Origin of the sequence: Erysipelothrix sp. HDW6C (genome assembly GCF_011299615.1) — a bacterium.
GTDB lineage: Bacteria > Bacillota_I > Bacilli_A > Erysipelotrichales > Erysipelotrichaceae > Erysipelothrix.
In genome coordinates, this window is record NZ_CP049861.1 from 1208221 (window position 1) to 1233100 (window position 24880).

Annotated in this window: 24 protein-coding genes and 4 tRNA genes; 27 read left to right on the forward strand and 1 reads right to left on the reverse strand. The window is 39.2% G+C overall.

Annotation, left to right across the window (positions count from 1 at the left end; genetic code table 11):
• Nucleotides 1–77: 77 nt before the first annotated feature.
• The 27 genes from G7062_RS05720 to G7062_RS05850 all read left to right on the forward strand — a co-directional run bounded on the left by G7062_RS05720 (nt 78) and on the right by G7062_RS05850 (nt 23417).
• On the forward strand, nt 78–260 hold the full coding sequence (locus G7062_RS05720) for a hypothetical protein (protein WP_166064966.1): 183 nt from the start codon (nt 78–80) through the stop codon (nt 258–260).
• A gap of 79 nt (nt 261–339) precedes the next feature.
• The gene (pepT, locus tag G7062_RS05725; protein ID WP_166066079.1) at nt 340–1566 is read left to right on the forward strand and encodes a peptidase T; all 1227 of its coding nucleotides are present in this window, start codon (nt 340–342) and stop codon (nt 1564–1566) included.
• Nucleotides 1567–1582: 16 nt separating this feature from the next.
• Nucleotides 1583–2395 (forward strand): energy-coupling factor transporter ATPase, encoded by an 813-nt coding sequence (locus G7062_RS05730; protein WP_166064967.1) that lies wholly within the window; start codon nt 1583–1585, stop codon nt 2393–2395.
• Complete coding sequence (locus G7062_RS05735) at nt 2386–3240, forward strand: energy-coupling factor transporter ATPase (RefSeq protein ID WP_166064968.1); 855 nt, start codon at nt 2386–2388, stop codon at nt 3238–3240. Before G7062_RS05730 ends, G7062_RS05735 begins: the two co-directional genes overlap by 10 nt.
• Entirely contained in the window at nt 3233–4033 is an 801-nt protein-coding gene (locus G7062_RS05740; protein WP_166064969.1) for an energy-coupling factor transporter transmembrane protein EcfT, read from the forward strand. The genes G7062_RS05735 and G7062_RS05740 overlap by 8 nt, the downstream gene beginning before the upstream one ends.
• Nucleotides 4030–4764 carry a tRNA pseudouridine(38-40) synthase TruA gene (truA, locus tag G7062_RS05745; RefSeq protein WP_166064970.1) on the forward strand — a complete coding sequence of 245 codons (735 nt, stop codon included), beginning with the start codon at nt 4030–4032 and terminating at the stop codon, nt 4762–4764. Before G7062_RS05740 ends, truA begins: the two co-directional genes overlap by 4 nt.
• A gap of 105 nt (nt 4765–4869) precedes the next feature.
• Nucleotides 4870–5307: a 50S ribosomal protein L13 gene (gene rplM / locus G7062_RS05750; protein WP_166064971.1), complete on the forward strand. Its 438-nt coding sequence runs from the start codon at nt 4870–4872 to the stop codon at nt 5305–5307.
• A 9-nt stretch (nt 5308–5316) separates the two neighbouring features.
• Nucleotides 5317–5718: a 30S ribosomal protein S9 gene (gene rpsI / locus G7062_RS05755; RefSeq protein ID WP_166064972.1), complete on the forward strand. Its 402-nt coding sequence runs from the start codon at nt 5317–5319 to the stop codon at nt 5716–5718.
• Between the two features lie 98 nt (nt 5719–5816).
• On the forward strand, nt 5817–6458 hold the full coding sequence (locus G7062_RS05760; RefSeq protein ID WP_166064973.1) for an HD domain-containing protein: 642 nt from the start codon (nt 5817–5819) through the stop codon (nt 6456–6458).
• A gap of 167 nt (nt 6459–6625) precedes the next feature.
• Nucleotides 6626–6702: transfer RNA gene (locus tag G7062_RS05765), tRNA-Ile, on the forward strand.
• A 26-nt stretch (nt 6703–6728) separates the two neighbouring features.
• Nucleotides 6729–6804: transfer RNA gene (locus G7062_RS05770), tRNA-Ala, on the forward strand.
• A gap of 294 nt (nt 6805–7098) precedes the next feature.
• Nucleotides 7099–7785, forward strand: a complete 687-nt coding sequence (locus G7062_RS05775) for a WxL domain-containing protein (protein ID WP_166064974.1) — start codon at nt 7099–7101, stop codon at nt 7783–7785.
• 19 nt (nt 7786–7804) lie between these two features.
• Nucleotides 7805–8845, forward strand: coding sequence for a DUF916 and DUF3324 domain-containing protein (locus G7062_RS05780; protein ID WP_166064975.1), 1041 nt, complete (start codon nt 7805–7807; stop codon nt 8843–8845).
• A gap of 17 nt (nt 8846–8862) precedes the next feature.
• On the forward strand, nt 8863–11607 hold the full coding sequence (locus tag G7062_RS05785; RefSeq protein ID WP_166064976.1) for a pectate lyase-like adhesive domain-containing protein: 2745 nt from the start codon (nt 8863–8865) through the stop codon (nt 11605–11607).
• Nucleotides 11608–11873: 266 nt separating this feature from the next.
• Nucleotides 11874–13412: a glutathione ABC transporter substrate-binding protein gene (locus G7062_RS05790; RefSeq protein ID WP_166064977.1), complete on the forward strand. Its 1539-nt coding sequence runs from the start codon at nt 11874–11876 to the stop codon at nt 13410–13412.
• 69 nt (nt 13413–13481) lie between these two features.
• Complete coding sequence (locus G7062_RS05795) at nt 13482–14411, forward strand: ABC transporter permease (RefSeq protein WP_166064978.1); 930 nt, start codon at nt 13482–13484, stop codon at nt 14409–14411.
• Nucleotides 14412–14420: 9 nt separating this feature from the next.
• On the forward strand, nt 14421–15308 hold the full coding sequence (locus G7062_RS05800) for an ABC transporter permease (protein WP_205700117.1): 888 nt from the start codon (nt 14421–14423) through the stop codon (nt 15306–15308).
• 11 nt (nt 15309–15319) lie between these two features.
• Nucleotides 15320–16750: an ATP-binding cassette domain-containing protein gene (locus G7062_RS11580; RefSeq protein ID WP_166064979.1), complete on the forward strand. Its 1431-nt coding sequence runs from the start codon at nt 15320–15322 to the stop codon at nt 16748–16750.
• A complete protein-coding gene (locus G7062_RS05810; RefSeq protein WP_166064980.1) occupies nt 16747–17694 on the forward strand; it encodes an ABC transporter ATP-binding protein in 948 nt (315 codons plus the stop codon). Before G7062_RS11580 ends, G7062_RS05810 begins: the two co-directional genes overlap by 4 nt.
• 299 nt (nt 17695–17993) lie before the next feature.
• Nucleotides 17994–18070: transfer RNA gene (locus G7062_RS05815), tRNA-Ile, on the forward strand.
• A 29-nt stretch (nt 18071–18099) separates the two neighbouring features.
• A tRNA-Ala gene (locus tag G7062_RS05820) sits at nt 18100–18175 on the forward strand.
• 265 nt (nt 18176–18440) lie between these two features.
• Entirely contained in the window at nt 18441–19112 is a 672-nt protein-coding gene (locus tag G7062_RS05825; protein WP_166064981.1) for an AIM24 family protein, read from the forward strand.
• 205 nt (nt 19113–19317) lie between these two features.
• Nucleotides 19318–20154, forward strand: a complete 837-nt coding sequence (locus G7062_RS05830; RefSeq protein WP_166064982.1) for a MurR/RpiR family transcriptional regulator — start codon at nt 19318–19320, stop codon at nt 20152–20154.
• 96 nt (nt 20155–20250) lie between these two features.
• Complete coding sequence (locus G7062_RS05835) at nt 20251–20712, forward strand: PTS sugar transporter subunit IIB (RefSeq protein WP_166064983.1); 462 nt, start codon at nt 20251–20253, stop codon at nt 20710–20712.
• Between the two features lie 18 nt (nt 20713–20730).
• Nucleotides 20731–22323: a PTS system mannose/fructose/sorbose family transporter subunit IID gene (locus G7062_RS05840; protein WP_166064984.1), complete on the forward strand. Its 1593-nt coding sequence runs from the start codon at nt 20731–20733 to the stop codon at nt 22321–22323.
• Between the two features lie 4 nt (nt 22324–22327).
• Nucleotides 22328–23035 (forward strand): N-acetylmannosamine-6-phosphate 2-epimerase, encoded by a 708-nt coding sequence (locus G7062_RS05845; protein ID WP_166064985.1) that lies wholly within the window; start codon nt 22328–22330, stop codon nt 23033–23035.
• Between the two features lies 1 nt (nt 23036).
• The gene (locus tag G7062_RS05850) at nt 23037–23417 is read left to right on the forward strand and encodes a PTS sugar transporter subunit IIA (protein ID WP_166064986.1); all 381 of its coding nucleotides are present in this window, start codon (nt 23037–23039) and stop codon (nt 23415–23417) included.
• A 44-nt stretch (nt 23418–23461) separates the two neighbouring features.
• Here the strand turns inward: G7062_RS05850 and G7062_RS05855 are convergent, their stop codons facing one another.
• The gene (locus tag G7062_RS05855; RefSeq protein WP_166064987.1) at nt 23462–24634 is read right to left on the reverse strand and encodes a DUF998 domain-containing protein; all 1173 of its coding nucleotides are present in this window, start codon (nt 24632–24634) and stop codon (nt 23462–23464) included.
• Nucleotides 24635–24880 lie beyond the last annotated feature (246 nt).

The following is a 24880-nucleotide window of genomic DNA, read 5'->3' on the forward strand; positions in this document are numbered from 1 at the left end:
ATAATGATTCCGATAGGTTCACTTTTGTTGATTGTAAATTTGTGGTAAAATAGAGTTATGAAAGGGAGGGATACAGTATGAAGAAAATCTTTCCATTAGCGATTTTAGGAGCAGCGGCAGGTGCTGCAGCTTACTATCTAAACCAAAATAATAAGAAGCATGTTGCCAAGACAATTAATGCACTTGATGAAATTAGTAAGTCGGCTGAAGAAACTGTTGCCGATCTTGCCCAAGAAGTTATTGAGGAAAAAGAAGCTTAGTTCCAAAAAGGAACAGGCTTTTTTTCATTTCAAGCCCTAAGTATGGTAAAATAACTACAGATTAGAAGAGGTATCAATGATGAAAGAAACATTAATTGAACGTTTAGTACGTTATACAAAAGTAAATACACGATCTGATGGAAACTCTGTGAGTGTTCCGTCCACGAAAATCCAATTTGATTTATCGAAAATCTTATACGATGAGTGTGTTCGAATTGGTCTTGAGAAAGTAAAAGTCGATGAATATGGTATCGTTACAGCGCTCCTTCCATCAAATGTTGATGGTGAAGTTCCCACGATTGGTTTCATATCCCATATGGATACCGCAGATTATAATTCGGAAAATGTACAACCTCGCATTATTGAAAACTACGATGGGAAAGACATTGTCTTAAATGAGTCGTTGAACATTGTGACTGCAGTTGATGTATTTCCAAGCCTCAAAAACCATGTTGGAAAAACTTTGGTGGTTACGGATGGCACAACCCTTCTTGGCGCTGATGATAAGGCGGGTATCGCGGAGATTATGACTGCGATGGAGTATCTTGTCGATCATCCGGAAATTACGCATGGTGACGTCCGTGTGGCCTTTACAATTGATGAAGAAATTGGAACAGGCGCTGATTCTTTTGATGTCGAGGGATTCAATGCTGATTTTGCGTATACCGTTGATGGTGGTGGATTGGGTGAAATGGAATATGAGACATTCAATGCTGCCGAAACAGTTGTTACGATAAAAGGTGTAAGTGTGCACCCAGGTTCAGCAAAAGATACAATGATCAATGCAGCAGTAGTTGCACATGAATACTTTGCAGGATTACCAGCGGCAGATCGTCCCGAGCATACTGAAGGTTATGAGGGATTTTTCCTCTTAACAGAAATGCAAACAACGATTGAAGATGCGCGCATGGTATTCATCATTCGTGATCATGACAAAAATGAATTTGAAGCACGAAAAAAACTTATGGATACAATTGCACATGAATTAAATAATAAGTACGGAAATGGTACAGTTAATGTTGCAACACGTGATTCATATTACAATATGCGTAATATTATTGAAGAAGATATGAGTGTTGTGGAACTTGCAAAAGACGCAATGAAATCTGTGGGTCTCGAACCCATTATTGAACCTGTACGTGGAGGTACAGATGGCTCACGTTTATCCTACATGGGATTGCCAACTCCAAACTTATTTACTGGTGGCGAGAATTTCCATGGAAAACATGAGTTTGCTGTTGTTGAATCCATGGAAAAAGCAACAGAGGTTATTATTGCGATTGCGCATCTAAATGCTGCGCGTTAGTCGGGAGTGATATTTTTTGAAACAATTAAACATTAAAGACCTCGTTTTCTCGTATGACCGCGAAGTCAATGCTGTTGATGGCATCAGCCTCAGTGTTAATCAAGGGGATTATGTAACAATAATCGGACATAATGGAAGCGGGAAATCAACAGTTGCCAAACTTATTATTGGTTTACTAGAAGCACAATCGGGATGGATTTCAATCGATGGTACTGCATTAACACCAGAGAACGTTTATGAAATCCGAAATAAAATTGCGATTGTGTTCCAAAATCCAGACAATCAATTTATTGGATCGACAGTGCGCGATGATATCGCGTTTGGTCTTGAAAATCGTATGATGGAACCAGAATTGATGGATGCTGTAATCAATGAGTTTTCAGCTCGCGTAGGCATGGAATCATTTCTTGACCATGAACCAACCAAACTTTCTGGAGGTCAAAAACAACGCGTTGCCATCGCAGGTGCTTTGGCAATGAATCCGGAAATACTAGTTTTGGATGAAGCCACAAGTATGCTTGATCCGAAAGGTCGTAAAGAAGTGAATGATTTGGTGCACGAGTTGCACACAAAAAATGCCATGACAATACTTTCAATTACACATGACATTGAAGAAGTTACCATGAGTGATTATGTTGTTGTTATGAATGAGGGTAAGATTTACATGCAAGGGACACCCCAAGATATCTTGCAACGCACTCAAGAACTCATTGATTTGCAATTGGATATTCCATTCAGTATCAAATTCTATGAGGCACTCAAACGTCAAGGACTTGATGTAAACACACCGTATGATATTGAAGGGATGGTTGCAGAGTTATGCCAATAGTATTTAAAAATGTCGGCTACGAATATGGCCCCAAAACGCCCTTTGCTCACACTGCACTCAACGATATAAATGCGGAAATAAAAACGGGCAGTTTGACTGCAATAATTGGGGCAACGGGTAGTGGTAAATCAACACTCGTGCAACACCTCAATGGGTTGTTGCAACCAACATCTGGTGAAGTGGAAATTCTTGATCATACAATGGTAGCGGGTGTTAAATCCCGCAATCTAAAACAACTTCGCTCACAAGTTGGTTTGGTATTCCAGTTTCCTGAGATGCAACTATTTGAGGAAACAATCTATAAAGATGTGAGCTTTGGTCCAAAAAACTTTGGATTTTCTGAAGCAGATATCAAAGAGAATGTTGAGAAAGCACTCACACTTGTAGGCATTGACAAAGAACTGTGGGAACGTTCGCCTTTGGATTTATCGGGGGGACAAAAACGTCGTGTTGCGATTGCTGGAGTTCTTGCTACCGATCCGAATGTTATTGTATTGGACGAGCCAACTGCGGGTCTTGATCCGCAAGGAAGTAAAGATATGATGAATTTGTTCATTCGTCTTAACAAGGACTTTGGCAAGACTATCATTATGGTTACCCACGATATGGATCATGTACTCAATTATGCTGAGGATGTTCTTGTCTTAGATAAAGGCAGTGTCTACTTCAGTGGAAAAGCTTCGACATTCTTTAAAGATCAAACCATGTTGGACGCATTGGGATTTGTTGCGCCAAAGATTTTGCAACTTAAAACAATGTTGCTTGAGAAAGGTATTGATACGAAAGACAGTTTGGATTTGGATGCGATTGTCACCCTGATCAAGGAGGCACGCGCACATGAATAACATCGCACTGGGACGTTATGTTCCTTTGGATTCAAAGATTCATAAACTCGACCCACGTATAAAAATTATTTGCATGATCATCTTGATGGTGGGAATTTTCACTCTCAAGAATGCGTATGCAAACTTATTTATGTTTGTAATGTTGGCACTTGCAATTCTTGCATCGAAGCTTACATTCAAATTTATCCTTAAATCAATGAAGCCAATGATGTTTATGTTAATCTTCTTATTCATACTCAACATCTTCGCCATTCGTGAAGGCTATGTTCTCTTTGAACTATTTGGCTTTAAACTGTACAGCGGTGCGCTCTACCAGACGTTTTTCATTGTAACCCGACTCATACTCATGATTATGGTTACGACGCTCCTAACTGCTACAACGGCGCCACTTGACCTAACACTGGGAATCGAAGACTTACTCAATCCCTTACGCGTTATTGGTGTTCCTGCTCACGAAATCGCGATGATGATTTCGATAGCGTTACGATTCATCCCAACGCTCATTGAGGACACACAACGTATTATGAATGCTCAAGCAAGTCGCGGGGTCGATCTTCAAGAAGGAAAGTTAATGGAGAAAATCAATGGCGTTGTTTCAATGATTATTCCCTTGTTTGTTTCCAGTTACCATCGCGCTGAAGATCTCGCCGATTCAATGGAAGCACGTGGATATTATCCTGGAAAACAGCGTACCCGTTACAAACAATTATCGATTAAAGCATCCGATTGGTTCATGTTAGCATTAAGCATTCTTGTCGCTGTTGCTGCATTCTCAATTGGTAGGTATCTATGAGGTACAAATCAACTGTTTCGTATGATGGCTACGCATTTAGTGGCTGGCAACGGCAAACGAATGCACGATCCATTCAACATGAGATAGAACGTGCGCTTTCTAAGATTCACAAAGAGCCGATTCAAATTCATGGGTCGGGTCGCACGGACGCAGGTGTTCATGCCTTGGGTCAAGTATTCCATTTTGATTCAGAGCTACCACTTAAGGAGTCCAACTGGATTCTTGCACTCAACAGTTTGTTGGGGGATGATATTGTTATTTTGAGCGTTCAGCCCGTTGCTGATGACTTCAATGCACGATTAAGTGCGGTTGACAAGACGTATGAGTATCGCATGAATATTGGGACGTACAATCCATTCGAACGTAATTATGTCTACCAATACAATCATGAACTTGATTTTGATCGCATGCGTGCCGCGATGCAAGTGTTCATAGGAACCCATGATTTCACTTCGTTTAACAGCACACCTTTGGATGTCATACCGTATCAAATTAAAGTTTTGACTTCATTCACGGTTACACAAGATCAAAACAAGGTTATATTTCGTCTCAATGGCAATGGATTTCTACGGTATATGGTTCGAATACTTGTTGCGACAGTAATCAAGGCAGGGGAAGGTAAAATAACCCCTTTAGAAATCGAAGAAATGCTTGAAAAGCGCAGTAAAGTAGCAGTGAAATACAATGTACCCACATGTGGTCTTTATTTAATGAATGTAAATTATAAATAGTGAAGTGAGTTCTTGACATCGGGGTCTAAACATCATATAATTTATATCGGCACTTTATGCCAATAGTAGCCCCGGAAACTACTTTTGGTTTAGGAGGAAATTAATATGCGTCAAACAACTATGACGAAACCAGCAGAAGTTGTGCGCCAATGGTTTATTGTTGATGGAACAGACAAGACTCTAGGACGTCTTGCGAGTGAAGTTGCAACAGTACTTCGTGGTAAACACAAACCAACATACACACCTAATGTTGACGGTGGAGATTACGTAATCGTAGTCAACGCTGACAAGATTAAAGTAAGTGGAGATCAAGAATTCAAGAAATTCTACTACAACCACTCACATTATCCAGGTGGATTAAGAACACGTTCAACACGTGTTATGCGTGAATCATATACTATCGAATGGGTTGAAAAAGCTATTCACGGTATGTTACCTCACACAAGCTTAGGGGACAACCAACGTAAACATTTATTTGTATACAAAGGTGCAGAACATCCTCATACAGCACAAAAACCAGTTGAAATGGTAATTAAGGGATAGGAGAAGAGTATGACAGCAAAAAACAAAGTAAATTACTTAGGTACAGGACGTCGTAAGACATCTGTTGCTCGTGTCTATTTGACTCCAGGAACTGGTGTTATTACAATCAACCATAAACCTATTGAAGTGCATTTGCCTTCAGAACTATTAAGAATGACAGTGCGTTCACCATTTGAAGTGACATCAACAGTCGATCAATTCGACGTTAATGTTAACGTTAAAGGTGGAGGACTTACAGGACAAGCCGGAGCAATCCGTCATGGTATCTCACGTGCTTTATTAGAAGCATCAGCAGACTACCGTGCACTACTTAAACCTGCAGGATTCTTAACACGTGATCCACGTGCTAAAGAACGTAAAAAACCAGGTCTACGTGGAGCGCGTCGTGCACCACAATTCTCAAAACGTTAATCTCAACGATTTTCAATTTTGGAAACTCTCACATATGTGGGAGTTTTTTTGATTTAAAAAAGCAAAATGGTATAATTGTGAATAAAAAGGAGCAGCAAATGGAAAGAATACTAAAAGCACAAGAATATTTGAAGTATACATTCGATAACAGTAGTTATTTATCCGCCAAGCCCAAAGAATATGCATACCGCTATGAACATACGCTTCGAGTTGCACATTGGGGTCAACGCATTGCTGAAGAAGCGTCACTTGACGTTGAAGCGGTCGTTGTTGGTTGTTTACTACATGATATTAGTTATTGTGAAGAAATGGTAGATGATGTCGATCGAAAGAACCATGGACGACGCTCTGCTGCGCTTGCTGAACCATTCATAAGAAGTTTGAACTTCGATGAGGGCGTGGCACATGCCGTTCTATACGGTATCGCATCGCACGTAGATGGTGTGGCAGAATTAAATGGTGAACCATCGGTTTTATCAGACACAATTAGTGATGCAGATAATTTAGACCGAATGGATGTCTATCGAATTTACGAGAGTCTAGAGTATGCGCAGTTCTCTTCGCTATCACTTGATGAGAAACTTAAGTATTGTGAAGAACGCCTTGCCAGAATTGAGAAATTTTTGACCCTGGAATTTGCTACATCCTATGCAACAACTATAATGCATGAAGAGATTCGCGTCATGAAAAGTTTCTTTTTAGGGTTACAAAAACAACTCAGAATGAGTGTCCTCTTTTAAGCAGTAAAAATCATATTAAATTACACCAAAAACAATGTATATAAAGATGGTTTATATCCCCTAAATAGTGGCTTATTTTATAGCTTTGTAAAATAGTCAATCTTTTGTTGAAATGCTGTTGACACTGCCAATTCTTAATGGTATATTATTAAGGCAGTCAAGGAAATGGGCCTGTAGCTCAGTTGGTTAGAGCGCACCCCTGATAAGGGTGAGGTCGCTGGTTCGAATCCATTCAGGCCCACCATTTCTTATTTACTGTCTAATATATTTGGGGCTTTAGCTCAGCTGGGAGAGCGCCTGCCTTGCACGCAGGAGGTCAGCGGTTCGATCCCGCTAAGCTCCACCAAATTAGAAAACATACAAGTCGGAAACGACTTGTTTTTTTATGCTTATACAAGAAGCCTGCATTTCTTATCCGTATCTCTAACTGAATGCCGGTCAATTGGTCATGTCATGAAATATGCGATTTTTGTTATAAACGGAAATTAATTGTGCAAATTCATACAAAACTTACAATATGAAGATTATGTTTGTTTATAAACATATGCAAATAAAGCGTATTACTGTAAAGTGAAGTATGTGGCCAAACGGTATTATACAAAAAATGATTTACCGCATAATCACCAGAGGAGGAAATGTAATGAAAAAAATTACACGCTTATTTGCAGCATTAGCTGTTCTACTGACTGTATCAACAGTTGTATCCGCAGATGAAAACGGAGGATCAGAGACATCCACAGCATCTGTATCATTTATAGCAAATGAAGGACCAACCAAACCAGTCAATCCAATTGATCCAACAGATCCAGTATTGCCAGAAACTGACGAGGAAAACAAAGAAACTGAAATGGCAGGTCCACTAAGTCTTGATGTGGTTCCAAACCTTGGTTTCGGACAACAAAAAATCACAGGTTCTATTGAAACATATGAAACAACAAACCTTGTACCTTATATCCAAGTAACGGATACACGTGGTACGATGACAGGATGGACTGTTTCTGCACAATTAACAAACTTCACTTCAGGTGACGAAACAATTGATAATGCACGTTTAACATTTGGAAACTCTGTTATCAAAACATCAAATACAAATGACACAAACCGTCCAACTTCCGCAACAAGTGTTACACTTGTATCCGGTTCAGAAGCAAAAACAATGATGAATGCTTCAGCAGGTAATGGTATGGGTACATGGTTAAACACATGGTTAGCAAATGCACAAACTGATGCAACAAATAGCAATGTTACTTTAGATGTTGAAACATCACAAGCAAAAGCATTGGCTTACGAAGCAACAATCAACTGGACGCTTTCAGTAGCGCCTTAATAGAAATGAGGGGATGACAATGTCATTAAAAAACAAAATTAAAACAATCTTATCACTGCTAATGGTATTTATGGCTGTGGTTGTGAGTCCGATAAGCGCTGATGCTTATCGTGACTTCACGATTGCCGCGATAATTCCAGAAAATCAAATCAATAAAAGTGTCGACTATTTTGATTTGATGATGACACCGAATCAAGAACAAGTCGTCAATATTACAATCGAGAATAAAGGAAGCGAGACAATGGTGGCAACCCTTGATCTTAACAATGCTTCAACAGGTAACAATGGAAGTAAGCAATACATGATTGCGGTTGAACCCGATTCGAGTATGAAAACACCACTTACATCAATTGCGACCCTTGTCGATACGGAAATTGAAGTCAAACCCGGTGAAACAAAAAATGCAAGCATTCGTATTAAAATGCCTGCCACTGAACAAGATGGTGTGATTCTTGGAGGCGTTGCTGTTAAAGCCAATACATTAACAGATAAAGAAACAGACTCTGACCAAGGATTATCAATTAGTAATCAACTATCATACCTGATTGGTCTGCAACTTAGAACAAACAATAATGCCGTCGATCGAAACCTAAATCTATTAAAGGTTGATACAGCATTGATTGATTTCAATCCAAGCATTATTGCGTCCATTCAAAATGACATGCCAATTCAGATGAATGACATCTCAATTGTTGGGAGTGTTAACAAACAAGGGACACAAGAGTCCGTCGCAACAGTGAATGTATCCAATGCAAGTATCATGCCAAATACGAATTTTAATGTCGTATATGCTCCAAACAACGGTAATTTAAAACCGGGAGTGTATGATGTGAAACTTCGCATTATTCATGACACTGATGGGAAAACGTGGGAATGGGACGAAACTTTGACAATTGAGTCCGAAGATGCAAGTGATATTAATGATCAAGCTATCTTCAACAAGAATGATGTCAACTATCTAGCGATTATAATTATCGCAATTCTAGTACTTATTGTTGTTCTATTATTTATCTTAATTTGGAAACGACGTAAAAAAGACGATAATAAAGAAGTCAAATAGAAAGAGGAGGTCAGTATATGAATAAAATCACACAAAAATTGATTATACCGTTATTTGCAATTGCGCTGGTAATCACAGTATCTGTGGCATATGCTGATGAAAACTCAATCTACGATACGGAAGAAATCACATCTGAGGCAAACACCTGTTCGCCTCATGATGTGATTTCTGGCGTTGAAAAGGATGAGTTAACGGAATGCGTTGAGCCTGATTCTAATCCTGAAGCAATAGAGGAAACAGATATTATTGAACAAGATGATTCCTTGACAGACGAAGTTAATCAGACACAAATTCAAGAAGATGGTGTTGATGAAGTATTAGCGGATCAGGATGTGACTTCATTAAGCGTTGAACAAAGAGCAGGAACCCCTGTTTATGTTACAAACTTTGCTGAATTAAAGTCAGTTATTATAAATCAACCGACTGTAGATAGCATTGTTTTAGGCGGTGATATCCAGTTTCCTACCAATGGTGGTATTACGATTCCAGCAAATCGTGTCTCATTTGTTATTGATGGGAAGGATCCATTTACAGGGATTAACCATACAATTAATGAAGGAAGGGTGTCAGGGACCCTCGTAGCATTCGCAATTACTTCGACGATGCCATCTGAATTTACAATGGAAATTAAAAATGCAAATATTTATGGCCAAAGCTACTATGGAACTGTGTATGTTGCCGATTCGATTCGGAATGTAAACATTGCTTATACAAATGTTTACTATAATGGGCCACAAATGATTTTCAATCGTAATGGTCGTTTAACGCTAGATACGGTGTCAATTGAATCAGCTGCAACAGGGTATGCAGCTGAAGCGCAAGAAATTGGTGAAATCAATTCAGTATTATACAAAGGTGTAAATTTAATCAAGTTTGAACGTACAAATGGGTATGGAATGTTTCAATTTACAGGAAATCAACCGACGAGTACTGCTGCTGAGAATTCTAAAACGAAAATATCAACGAACCGATTCTATTTATCGAAGTTTAATGGCAGTTACATTGCAGATTTTGAAGGTGAGAGGAATTCAGTATTTGAGTTTGAAAGTCATGGAACAAATACTTATCCAATTTTTGAAGCACGAGATATTTTCTTAAATAGTGCTGAATTAAGTGTACGTCAAAGCGTGATGCAACGAAACTATATGGTCTTAATTAGTGGTGAATTAGTTGCGATGGACGGAAGTATATTACAGGTTGATTACACAGGACCTGCAGTAACAGGAGCTTCAATTTATCCATCAATCGCCCAAACTGGTCTAAATGCGACTTTGATTGATTCGAAGATAATTTATTATAGTACACAAGCAAATCCACGAGTTGCCATTGATCTTGGGGAGACTCGTATGAGGGGATCTTCGATTAATATTTATGCATCAAAAGTACAAAATGTAGGAATAACTGGTGGTATTTTTTCAACAAAGACAATTCGCATGGTAGAGTCAAAAGTTAATATAGTCGCTGATGATGCATATAAAATGTTTCTTATACGTAATGCAAATGGTTTAATTGGGATGGATAATTCTGTAATCGATATACAAGTCCAGACTGCTTATGCAACTGATTCTATCATTCAACTTAACTCACCATTAACGATTAACGACGGATCTGAACTTAGTTTTGTCATGCAGGGGGGATCAAAACCTACTACAATTGTTCAAACAACAGGACTTCTTGATGTTCAGTCTGGTGGAATATTCCGAATTGCAGCTTTAACTGGATCAATCGGATCCTTCGTTGAAGTTACAGGCACGGCTCCAAAGTTATTAATTGATAATCCTGAGATATTTCTACTCTTTGGGAATGCTGTATGGGATAGAATGTTTACTAATACTGCTGTAATTAATTATGATATTAAATCACAACAAATTAATACATGGAAAATCTCTAATCCCAATCTGACAATCGCTGGTACAAAAGAGGACACACCAACATTCTCTTTTATGAAAAAAGACCGTAGTAATATGAATATCTATGGTGAACTTCGAGCAAATATGAGCTTTACCGTAAACTCCAATTATGTAAGTGGAATTGATAAGCTGAACCCAAGTGGAAATCTATCCTTCAATCGCGCGGATACACAAGTTCTCGCAATTGGTGGAATGAGACTCACAACAGATGAAGTAAACGAGCGTGATACTCAGATATCTGGGTTAACTGAACCATTTGCGGAAGTTATTGTAACGTATCGTCCGCGTGGTAGTGAGGTTAATGAAATCCAAAATGGTGTAGCAGATGCGGATGGTAAGTTTGTGTTCATAACTCCAGAACTGTCCAAGGAATCGTACTCAGTAAGTGTATATGGTCAATTCTTATTAAACACTGTTGAGTTTGATATTATTCCGCGCATCGGTGATCTACGTCTTGAAGATGTTCCAAAATCAATGTCATTTGGACTCCAGTCAATCCCATCAACATACTCAATTCTTAATCGAACTGAGCTAGATTGGGGAATTACAATTTTCGATGATCGTAGCGATATTGCTCATTGGGAGTTGTATGTTGTTGTTCAAGACTTGAAACCAACAGATACTACAAAGCCAACAATTGTAAACTCGTTTGTATATGTTGATGACTCTGGAATTACAAATCAATTGACTCAAGCAATACCTTATAAAATTACCAATTCAAATGGATCGGAAACACAAAGAGTGTCATGGTCGAGTAATCGTGGTGTACTTCTCGGTGTTGGTCCCGAACAAGTTTCAAGTGAAACGGATTATAATGGCGAATTGCAATGGGTACTTCAATCTGCACCCTAAAAACATAGAAAACTGCTAAATCGGCAGTTTTTTTATATTTCAACACAAAACAATTTGCATTTCACATAATCTAATTATCTTTTAAGTTTCACAGACTAACACATGCTTTTCACGCACTTATAGCGTTTGTTTTGCAATGTAAGTGTTACATCAAGACTGTAAACTTTTACATTAACGAAATGTAAAAGTTTACAGAAAATGAATATATTGCTTGCAAGCAATCATTTCTTTATGCTAATCTGTAAAAAACGAAAGGGGATCAATATATGAGATTTCGAAAAAGTAAGTTAGTTTTAGTGTTAGTTACACTGGGTGTATTTCTAACAGCGTGTAGCACTGGAGGAGGGGGAACAGGTGGTAAGGATACCTTGACTGTTGCTTCCAGTGCAGATGCTGTAACCTTTGACATTCAGAATACAAATGACCAAGCAACGACTCGTGTTGCGCGTCAAATGTATGAGCCCTTGATTCAACAAAACGATGCACTGGAACTTGTACCAGGTCTTGCAGAGTCATGGACTGCCCTTGACGATACTACGTATGAATTTAAATTGAAGAAAGATGTAAAATTCCACAACGGAGAACCTTTTACAGCAAAAGATGTTGAGTACACAATGAAACGTGCCGCTGAGTCAGAACAGATTGGCCATATTGTTGGAGAACTTGATGTAAGTAAAATTAAAGTTGTAGATGACTATACAATTCAATTGGGAACTAAAGAGCCGTTTGGACCATTCTTAACACATCTTGCGCATCCTGCTACAGCAATTCTTAATGAGAAGGCTGTTACTGAAGGCGGAGAGGATTATGGAACAAATCCTGTTGGAACAGGACCTTATAAATTTGCGAGCTGGATTGCCGGAAGTGAAATCAACGTTGAACGTTTCGAAGATTACCATGGAACACCAGGAGCAACTGAAAAGATTAAGTTCAAAGTTATTAAAGAGAACTCAGTTCGCCTAATCTCTTTAGAAACCGGTGAAATCGATATTGCATACGATATTGCACCGTCTGACATCGCAAAAGTTGAAGAGAACAAAGACTTAACGATGTTAAAAGATCCAAACTTGTCTACAGGATATATTGGATTCAATGTTCAAAGCGATACACCAATTAAAGATGTTAAAGTAAGACAAGCAATTAACTACGCAATTGATGTCGATGCAATTTTAAGCACTGTTTACCAAGGTGTTGGTTCTAAAGCGAATGGTCCATTGAACCATCTTGTATTTGGAGCTGATAAAAATCCACTTGGATATGAGTATGATGTTGAGAAGGCAAAAGCACTTCTTACTGAAGCTGGATATCCAACGGGTGGCTTTACACTAAAACTGTATGTTGGTGATAACAATGCCCAACGTATTGCAATTGCCGAAATCGTTAAAGAGGAACTCTCTAAACTTGGAATTACAGTTGAGATAACACAACTTGAATGGGCAACATATTTGGATGCTACAGGTAAAGGTGAACATGATCTCTTTATCCTTGGATGGACAACAATCACAACAGATGCTGATTACGGTCTTTACCCACTCTTCCACTCAAGTGAGTTTGGAAAAGCAGGAAACCGTTCATTCTACAAGAACGAACGTGTCGATGAATTACTTGATAAAGGGAAATCAACTGTGAACCCCGATGAGCGACTAGCTATTTACAAAGAAGCTCAAGAGTTAATCAGTGTTGATGCACCTTGGATTTTCGTCAATGATGGTGAAAACGATACTGCAATTAGCAATAAAGTAAAAGGATTCGCACATCATCCATCAGGATCACATTTCCTAAGTGGTGTAAGCGTCGAAGATTAGATACTACTATAAAGAACGTTGGGGTCAAATTCAGTTTGACCCCACTTTTATAAATTAAGAGGTGAAAGTATGCATAAATATATATTCAAAAGACTGCTGTGGGTTATCCCGGTTCTCTTTGGTGTCTCGCTCATAGTTTTTGCAATTATGCATTTCTCTCCGGGGGATCCGGCGACGGTTATTCTTGGTGAATCTGCTAAGCCAGAAGCAATTGCGCAACTTCGTGAGCAAATGGGGCTCAATCAACCCTTTATTGTTCAATACTTTAGGTATATTGGGAATGCCGTATTTAAACTTGATTTGGGACGATCATTTATCAATAATCGTCCTGTGATTGGAGAGATTCTAATTCGACTCCCCAATACGATTAAGTTAGCGGGTCTTAGTATTACTTTAGCTGCTATTGTGGGTATTCCGTTGGGTGTTATTGCCTCACGTAAACCCTATTCAGCCCTGGATAATACAACCATGTTTGTATCGCTGCTAGGGGTCTCGATGCCAACATTTTGGCAAGGGCTTTTATTGATTCTTGTATTTTCTTTACAATTAAGAATGTTTCCATCGACAGGATTTGAGACTTGGCAACAAATGGTGTTACCAGTTATTACGTTGGCATCAAGTTCAATAGGATCCATCGCGCGAATTACCCGTTCCAGCATGTTGGATGTAATGGGACAAGATTTCATTCGTACAGCGAAGGCAAAAGGTATTTCAGAATTTAGAGTGGTCTATGTTCATATCTTAAGAAATGCACTGTTACCAGTAGTTACAGTCATTGGATTGCAGTTTGGTTCCTTGCTTGGGGGAGCAGTACTAACGGAATCAATCTTCAGTATCAATGGTTTGGGAACGCTCATGGTAAATGCGATTCGACAACGTGATCTCGTTGTGGTTCAAGGTGGCGTTCTATTTATCGCCTTCATCTTCACACTGGTTAATCTTTGCGTCGATGTCTTGTATGCATATATTGATCCACGAATTCGCTCACAGTATAAATAGGGGGTTATTATGTTTAAAAAGAGAAAAGAAAAACTTGATAAACCCATGGCAGCGCCACAAGGTTCAATTCGAGATATTTGGAATTCATTGTTACGCAATAAACGTGCAGTAGTTGGTTTGGTATTTATTGTTATTCTAATTTTTATTGCCCTTTTTGCAGACTACATTGCACCGTTTGGGATGACAGAACAAAATTTAAGTAATGCATTGCAACACCCAAACAGTACACATTGGTTGGGTACGGATGCACTTGGACGAGATGTACTGAGCCGCATCTTATACGGTGCACGTGTCTCTGTAACTATTGGGATTTCAGCAGTTATTATTGCATTGTTTGTTGGTGGATTCTTGGGGCTCATTGCAGGCTATTATGGTGGTAAGTTTGATGCGGTCATTATGCGTGTGTGTGATGTATTGCTTTCGATTCCATCAATACTCCTAGCTATCGCAATTGTAGCGTCCTTTGGTTCCAGCATGCGTAATTTAATTTTGGCCATTGGGATAGGGAATGTTCCAATTTATGCCCGGGTTGTTCGCGCAGCAGTCATGGGTGTTCGCGAAAAACAATTTATCGAAGCAGCCCATGCACTTGGGGTATCGAATACGAAAATCATGCAACGACACATTCTTCCCAATGTGCTCTCACCCATCATCGTACAAGCAACCATGGGCGTGGCATCTTCGATACTTTCAGCAGCAGGACTTGGCTTCATCGGCCTTGGAATAGAGGCTTCAGTAGCAGAATGGGGTACAATGTTGAGTTTTGGTCGCGAATATATTCGAACGCATGCCTACCTCACACTTTACCCAGGACTTGCAATCATGCTAACGATTTTATCCTTCAACCTTTTGGGAGATGGTATTCGTGATGCGATTGATCCGAAAATGAGAAACTAGAGGAGGATACTATGGAAACAAAACCGCTATTTAACATTCAAAACTTACAGAAATACTTTCCGATAAAAAAACAAAGTATCTTCCAAAAACATCAAGACTATGTCAAAGCTAATAAAGATATTACGCTTGAAATATTTCGTGGTGAGACACTGGGAATTGTTGGTGAATCTGGGTGTGGGAAGTCGACGTTGGGTCGAACGATTATCCAACTTCAAGAACAAACAGGTGGAACTACGATGTTCTATGGTGAAACAATTGAAGGACTGATGCCACGTTATGTAAAGAAAGCGTATGCTGCCTTGCCGAAAATCTCAAAATTCTACGATGAAGATTTTGCAAATCTAGAGCGTCTAAAACAACAAGATGATGCAGATGCGTACCGCCTTAAGAAAATTGAGTTTGACACTAAGTATGGTAATGTACTCCGTCTTGCTGGGGGACTGCTTGTTCATGATGATTTGGATCTTGTGAGCGATGTTCTTTCGCAACGCTATGAGTTTGGTTCAAAACTTGCGAAACTACAACGCGATCACGATTTTCAAATCGATCGCTATATGGTGTCCATGGAACATTTAACGGAAGCAAAGGATAAAGCGGAACTGATAGAAAAGGAGATTGAACGTGTTAAACATGAATTTGATGACATTGAAGCCAAAATTCAAACAATTAAAGAAGATTTGATGACGCATGAGCGCTTTGCTTACTATGAGTCGTTCCTCGATCATGGCATTGATTTGGCATCACTTGAAGCACGTGAAATGCGTATGCTTCGTGATCGCTTGCAGATTATATTCCAAGATCCCTATTCATCGCTCAATCCCAAATTGACCGTTGGCGATATCATTGGCGAAGGTGTGATTACACATGGTTTGTTTAAAAACAAGACCAGTGAGGGTTATGTCGAATACATTCAAGACATCATGGAGAAGTGCGGTCTAAAAGCAGAATTCATGAATCGTTACCCACATCAATTCTCCGGTGGTCAGCGCCAACGTATTGGGATTGCACGGGCCATTGCCTTGAAACCAAAATTCATCGTTTGTGATGAGGCCGTATCGGCTCTTGATGTTTCGATTCAGTCACAAATCATCAACTTACTTCAAGATCTTAAAGAGAAAGAAGATCTAACTTATTTATTTATTACGCATGATTTAGGGGTCGTTCGCTACATTAGTGATAGAATTGGGGTTATGTATTTTGGAAACCTTGTCGAGCTTGCGCCTGCCGAAGATATCTTTACAAATCCACAACATCCTTATACAAAACGGTTACTTGCTGCAATCCCACGACTTGAGGGAGATAGCTTTGAAATTAGTGAGCAAAGCACAGGACCCTTTGAGTTTCGATTTGAAGCAACTGGGGAGGCAGATAAGGATTGGTACGAAGTGTCGCCAGGCCACTTTGTTGCATGTCATCTCCATGAAAGGGGGATACCATCATGAGTCTCATTGAAGTTAAAAATTTACACACATACTTTGATACGAAAAACGGCTTAATAAAGGCCGTTGATGGTGTTAGTTTCGCTGTAGATGAAGGAAGAACACTTGGAATCGTTGGAGAGTCTGGAAGTGGGAAGAGTCAAACTGCAATGTCGATACTGAAACTGTTTGAATCAAACCAGAAGATATACGATGGAACAATTACATTTGATGGTCAGGAACTATCGTCAATGGATGAAGCTAGTCTTAAGAAGATTCGCGGCAATGATATTTCGATGATATTTCAAGAACCCATGACAAGTTTGAATCCTGTATTCACAGTGGAAAATCAAATTAGTGAAGTTTTGATGGTTCACCAGGGCATGTCAAAAAAAGAAGCATCAAAGCGCTCTCTTGAAATGCTTGAAGCCGTAAAAATTCCAAATCCCAAGCGGATACTAAAATCTTATCCGCACCAACTTTCAGGGGGAATGAGCCAACGCGTGATGATTGCAATGTCTCTGGCATGTAATCCCCGTGTTCTTATCGCTGATGAACCGACAACTGCACTGGATGTAATCATACAAGCGGATATTTTGAAATTGATGAATGATTTAAAACGTGACCTCAATACGTCAATATTATTCATCACCCACGACCTTGGTGTAATCAGTCAAATGGCTGATGATGTCATTGTTATGTATGGTGGAAAGATTGTGGAAGCAGCACCCATTAAGTCTTTGTTTAAAAAGCCGCATCATCCCTATACCAAGAGACTGATAGCAGCATTCTTAAAAACAGATATCAATACACGTCAACGTGAAGAGGATATCGTACTGGACTTTTATAGCAATGAGAACGACGATTACAACTTCTCGGTATTTCGTGAGGGAGGAATTGATCCCGATTGGATTGAAGTCGATACAAATCATTTCGTCGCAGTCAGTAAAACTGGCTCGAAATCGTAAAAATGGAACGGCACCTTGACTCCCTTGTGTGCCGTTCCGTTATTTGTAATAAAGATTGCCTCAATTTAATCATTTGATGCGGCAATTAGAGGATAAGCTGCAACCATAATCTAATTCAATTTCATCGTTTTAACTTGGACTGAATTGTAGAGAAATCATCTTTAATTTTGTCGCGATGATGAATTGAAAAGGAATCTTGAGCGGACACTTTTAACATACTTAAATCTGAGTGAAATATTTCAAATAAGTTATTGACAGTATTTCAAGTAAATGGTATATTATTAAGGCAGTCAAGAGATGGGCCTGTAGCTCAGTTGGTTAGAGCGCACCCCTGATAAGGGTGAGGTCGCTGGTTCGAATCCATTCAGGCCCACCATTCATAATTTCTTGATTTCCTATATATTTGGGGCTTTAGCTCAGCTGGGAGAGCGCCTGCCTTGCACGCAGGAGGTCAGCGGTTCGATCCCGCTAAGCTCCACCAATTATAGAGATACAAACACCCTACAAGGTGTTTTTTTTTGCTTTGTTTTAGTGTGTATATAACGATAAAACTCTTTTGAAATAGCACTTCTACAAGCTGGAGAAATTGGCGTAAATATCAAGGGAATATTAAGAAACACAGTAAAAAGGGTTGAAAATATAAAAAGTTAGATTGTTTCTGCCTAAGCATAAAAAATAGTGTATAGATGGATAGTGAAAATGACTTTATTACGGTATACTTTGCTTAACTATGGAGGAAACTAAATATGAAATATCGAATTATTGGTGAGACATTGCCGGCGGTGATTTGTGAATTATCTGCGGGAGAAAAGATGTTCAGTGAAGTTGGCGGTCGTTCTTGGGTAAAGGGAAGTATTACAACTGAGACTAAGGGCGGTGGCGTTGGAAAAATGATGGGACGTATGTTTACGGGTGAGAGTCTATTTCTAAGCCACTATACGGCTAATGAGGACGTTGAGATTGCGTTTACATCTTCCTTTCCAGGAAGCATTCGCGCCTATGATTTAGCAGATGGAGAAAGCATCATTTGCCAAAAGAGAGCATTTCTTGCGGCAACGGATAGTGTTGATCTATCAACATTTATGCAAAAGAAACTTGGGTCAGGTCTTGTTGGTGGTGAAGGGTTTATTCTTCAGAAAATTACCGGTCCTGGTTTAGCGTTTGTTGAGATTGATGGCTACGCTGTTGATTATACGCTCGAACGTGGCGAGGAAGTTGTCTGTGATACCGGAATTATGGCAGTTATGGACGCAACCTGTTCACTCGAAGTCGTGAGTGTAAAAGGGATCAAGAACAAATTGCTGGGTGGTGAAGGATTTTTTGATACCGTAATTAAAGGCCCTGGAAAAGTGACGTTACAAACAATGACCGTTGGTGGTCTCGCTTCTATTGTTGCACCAATGCTTTCTTCGAAATAAGATAATCATGACAATTTATGCAACAAGAGATTATCAAGTTGCCATGTTTAAGTTGATATTATAAATGCTAAATATATACCGATTGATTGGGTTAATGTGAATTAGCAATAATACGAACAGATACGAGTGTATCTGTTTTTTTTTGTCGTATTTCGTGTGCCTTTGAGAATCATTTTAAGCTATAATCAAAACAAGGAGGAATACTATGAGTGTCTTAATCAAAATTAGAGAGTATCAAAATCTCTCAGCATCCGAATCGGTAATTCAAAGTTATATCCTAAAAAATGCACAAGATTTCCTAAATCAAAGCGTGCGTGAGGTGGCGAAGGAAACCTACACTTCACCATCAACAGTTGTGAGATTTTGCAAGCGTATTGAACCCTTGGGTTTTAATACACTCAAATTGAAACTCGCAACGGAAGTTGACAGCTACAAGAACATAAACCTTGATGTCCTGGACTCAACAATTATTGAGCCCAATGACTCTTTTAACGATGTCATTGAGAAAATCACCCATATTTCCATTCAATCCATTGAAGAAACACGACTACTCTTGGATGAATCCATCATGCAACATGTTGCTGCATTGATCGCTGAGCATAGCATCATTGACTTTTATGGAACAGGCGCATCCAATGTCGTTGCAACAGATGCTGCGTTTAAGTTCATGAGAATTGGGAAAGTATCGCAATGCTTCCAGCTTTATGATCGTCAAACTGTACAAGCATTGAATTCCAACAGCCACCACGTGGCAATGGTCTTCTCTTTTTCAGGGGAGACAAAGGAGATGATTGATATAGCAAAGAAACTCCAAGAGAATGGAACACAAACTGTTGCGATTGTCGGCACCATTGGCAGTGCATTGCCACGATACACGGACTACACGATTTATGTAAGTGCGAAGGAAACAACATTTCGTAGTGGGGCAATGGCATCGCGAACTGCGCAGCTGTACGTGGTTGATTTGCTATATGCAATGTGCAGTCTGTATGACTACGAAAAATCACACCTGAATGTTGCGAAGACGCGAATTTCCCTGTAAGCCGTTTCATTAAACGGTACAATGTTTCATAGTATGTCCTAATTATTGAAACATAAATCCTTTAGTTTATGATTGTCTTATAAGGAGGCTAATTACATGATTAGTTTATTAAGAATTGATGAGCGTCTCATCCATGGTCAAGTTGCTTATGCGTGGACTAATGCTTATAAGAGTCAAGCTCTGATGGTCATCACACTCGCGAAAAAAAACGATTTGGAACGCATGTCACTGGAACTTGCATGTCCACGTGATTTGAAGTGTTTTGTGGTAACTGTCGACGAGGCAATCGTGCTTTTAAACAAATACGAAAACCGCAAGATATTTGTGGTCACAGACAGTGCGGAAGTTGTCTTGCAACTCCTCAATGCTGAAGTTACAATCCCATCTGTGAATGTGGGAGGGCTGTATCACCATGATGATCGTCAGCAGATTTCGAAAACGGTCTTTGTTGATGCAGTAATGAAAGATACATTTAGAAGTATTGCAGAATATGGCACAGCCTTAGAAATCCGTGCAACACCGACGGATAAGGAAGCCAATGTTCTCGATTTGATTTAAAAGGAGAAAGACTTAATTATGAACTTAGGACAAGCATTAATATTAAGTATTGTGATTGCTGTAATTATTCTTGAAAACTATGGGTACGGTTACTGGATGATCTCAAGGCCTGTCATGGCAGGACCAATTATCGGTTTGATTATGGGGGATTTACAAACTGGTCTACTCGTCGGAGCAAGTGTTGAATTAATGTACATGGGTGTATTACCGATTGGAGGATCAGTCCCTCCTAATGCCCAAATAGCCGGAATGCTATCCACCGTTTTCGCGATTACCAACGGTGGAAGAGCGGAAATTGGTATTAGCCTGGCACTTCCAATTGGAATTCTTGCTCAACTTCTTATCATGTTTGCATGGAATATCAATATCGGTTTGATGCACCGAGCAGATAAATATATTGCAGAAGGGAATATTAAGAAGATTGAACGCACCCACTTACTGGGGCTACCAATTTTCTTCCTTGTCTTCTTTATTCCAACGTTCCTAGCAATTTACTTGGGAAGTGATGCGGTAACTTCGGTCGTTAATGCAATGCCAGCAATTTTAACAGATGGCCTAAAAGTTGCCTCGGGAATTCTTCCGGCTGTTGGGATGGCAATGCTTTTAAAAATGATGAACTTCAAGAAATATTGGTCATTTTTTATTTTCGGATTCATCCTTGCTGTTTATCTCAACCTCAACGTCCTTGCTATTTCATTGATTGCATTTTGTTTGGTTATGGCGTTTGCAACATTGGGACAACGTGATACAGCCTTTGATGACTTTGACGATTTCGATGATGCCACAGATGAATCAAAAGAAAAGCACACGCTCATTGACAATCATGTACTTAAGGGAACTTTTGTTCGATCATTTTTCAGTATGACATCAATTAACTATGAGCGTTATACATCCTTAGGATTCTGTTATGCCATGATTCCAACGATTAAGAAACTGTACGATAAACCTGAAGATCAAATCGCGGCACTGAAGCGCCATAATGAATTCTTTAATTGCTATCCGTATACTGGAAATGCAGTCATGGGAGTTTCAATTGCACTGGAGGAAAGCCTTGCATTGGGAACTGAGGGTGTAAATTCAGAAGCGATATCAGCCACGAAATCTGCACTTATGGGTCCTTTATCGGGCATTGGTGATTCAGTCTTTAAGGCAGTGTTCATGACAATCTTTGCAGCAATTGGCGCAGGGATGGCAATGGAAGGCAACGTAATTGGTCCGATTATATTTATTGTACCCAACGTCACATTAAATGTATTATCACGTTGGTATTTTATTAAGTATGGTTATGAGTTTGGATCAACAATTATCATGAAAATGAGAGGGAGCCAAGTCATCGATAAATTTATCGAAGGGGCAACCGTAGTTGGATTGATGGTTGTTGGGGCAATGAGTGTTAGTTTTGTAAAGGTTCCGGTTGCCTTAACTTGGAATTTTGGTGAGATTGAAATTGTGCTCCTTGATCTTATCAACTCAATAGTTCCAGGGATTCTGTCATTACTCTTGGTGTTGGGTTTTTATAAGATTTTGACAAAGCAAAAAAGGGGCATGTTTACATGTATTGTTTTAAGTTTCATAATTGGAATTGCTGGGAAAGTAATTGGGTTATTCTAGTCTTATGAAAAATAGAGACACACTACTTCGTGAAATTCAAGGCAAACTCATTGTATCGTGTCAGGCACGGCCTGGTTGGGCGATGTATGGACCAGAAATTATGGCTTCATTTGCCGCTGCGGCACAAGAAGGCGGTGCAGTGGCAATTCGCGCAACGGGAAAAGATAACATTATTGCGATTAAAGAAAGAGTTGATTTGCCCATTCTCGCCATCAACAAGATTTTCGATGAAAATTATGACGTCTACATTACGCCAACCTTTGCCAGTGCAAAAGAAATTTTGGACTTAGGTGTTGATATTATTGCTTTAGATGCAACCAATCGACCCCGCCCTAATGGTGAGACATTTGCAGGTATTGTGACACAAATTCGTCGCGACTACCCGGATACCTTAATCATGGGAGAAATTTCAACATTTTCCGAAGCATCTGAAATTATGAATATGGATATTGATTTAATATCTACGACCTTATCCGGCTATACAGAGGCTTCAAAGGAAGTATCTAGGACGAATTTAGAACTTATTCGTCAAATATCGCATCAAACACATTTACCCGTGATTGCTGAAGGGAAAATTGAAACCCCTGAAGGGGCTCGGTTGGCACTTGAAGCGGGGGCCCATGCAGTTGTTGTCGGAACATCTATAACCCGTCCTGAGGTCATAACAAAGCGATATGTTGATAAAATTAATGAATTGAGAGGGAGAAAATAGAATGCAAATTATCATAACAGGGCACGGTCACTTTGCAAGTGGCATGATGTCAGCGCTCGCTTTAATTGCTGGTGAGAATGCACAAATTTGCGCAATCGATTTCGATGGTGCAGATGACGGAAGTAGACTTGCCACCGCACTAAAAAAGCAGAGTAACATGACACCGACATTGATTCTGACCGATCTATACGGTGGCACACCATTTCGACAGGCAGCCTTGATGGCGATGCAGGATTCAAACATAAGAGTCGTTGCTGGGGCAAACCTTGGCATGGTCCTTGAACTTGCAATGAAGATAGCACATGCTAAAACTTTGGATTCCATGTTAGATAACCTGGTTGAAGTTGGACGTGAGAATATCGTAATATTTAATCATCAATGAGTAAAGGGAACGGCATATAAGCGCTGTTCCCTTTTTGAGTGCTGTTATTTGTATGTAGGCATTCTTTTAATGACGATGGTGTACGTAGAATCGGGTTTATTTATAATATTTATAAGTGCTTGCAACAACATGAGTAGCCATGAAAAAGCAAGTACGAACGCTATAAGTTCGAATGCTGTTAATGATAAGTAATGGATTCCAAGAAATAGATAAACAGATACGATTAGAAGTCCGCCGATTGCATATGATAGTTGCAAGAAGCGTCTTTCAATAGTAGGGAGTAACCACTTGATTGAGATGATGAGAATCAAAAACAAGTATACTAAATATCCAGCGACCCTATTATGCATGTTTTGGTAGAATGCACTTTCATTGTATGGGAAGAAGCCAACACCACCAAGACAGAGTGCAGTTGCGAGCAAGAGACCTTTTAAAATTCGCAATCCATTATTTTTCCCCATTTTTTGATAAAGTAACACAAACAAATAGTCAATTAAAGCCATCATCAGGAAAGCAGAAAGTATGAGGGTTAGGTTGAACTCCCAACTTCTTGTCGCCTCTGGTGTTCCAAGAAAACTAAGATTTGCAAGCCACCACTGTTGATCCTTGTTCGTAATCATTGCAATGCCTACACCACCAAAAATTATTGCGACAAGTGATCGTATAATGCTTGTTGGTGATAAGTTGTTAGCGAGAGTCATCATAATATTGTTCATGATTGTAACAAAAAGTATGACGATAATCGTTGTGGTGTAGATATCAAAAGATGCACCATAGAAAAGTTGTCCCAGAACCCTAAAAAGAAATAAGGTTCCTACAAAAATTAAGAGAGAAAATGATAGGAGTAAAACTGGAAAAATACGCCAGCTTATATAGTGCGCGGCATGCTCATCTGCTTTGCCTTTATGTTGTATAAACTGTAACGTAAAGTTTATCATTCCACTAATCAGTCCTATTAGTAAGATTAACGTTGCTGCAGATTGATCTCCAACTAAAGGTATTTGACGGTATCCATGAAACACAAGAATACAGATTAGTAGTGTTAAACTAGCGACTATAATAAAACTCAAAGGCGATTTACGAAGTCGCTTTTTTTTCTGCAATGGAATTTTGATTTCTGTATCATTGATTTCCAATGGCATGGTCAGGGGAAGCGTTATGGTTTGCTCGTTTGCAAACTCATCCGTGACAATCATTTGTATGGTCTTATTGTTCATAGTATGTCCATCCTTTATCTCATCTATTGTACTTTGAGTATATTCATATCTTAGGTTATTCACGGTGTGAATTCAATTATAATCATATCTCAACATGCAAATCGTCCGTTCATAACGAAATATCAATGGATCCATATTTTGAGTAAGTGTATTTATTAATAATTTCGCGAGTTATATGTGTTTTAAATAAAAAAACATTTATAATTAGAACTTGACATATTAAAAATATTATAATAATAACCACTA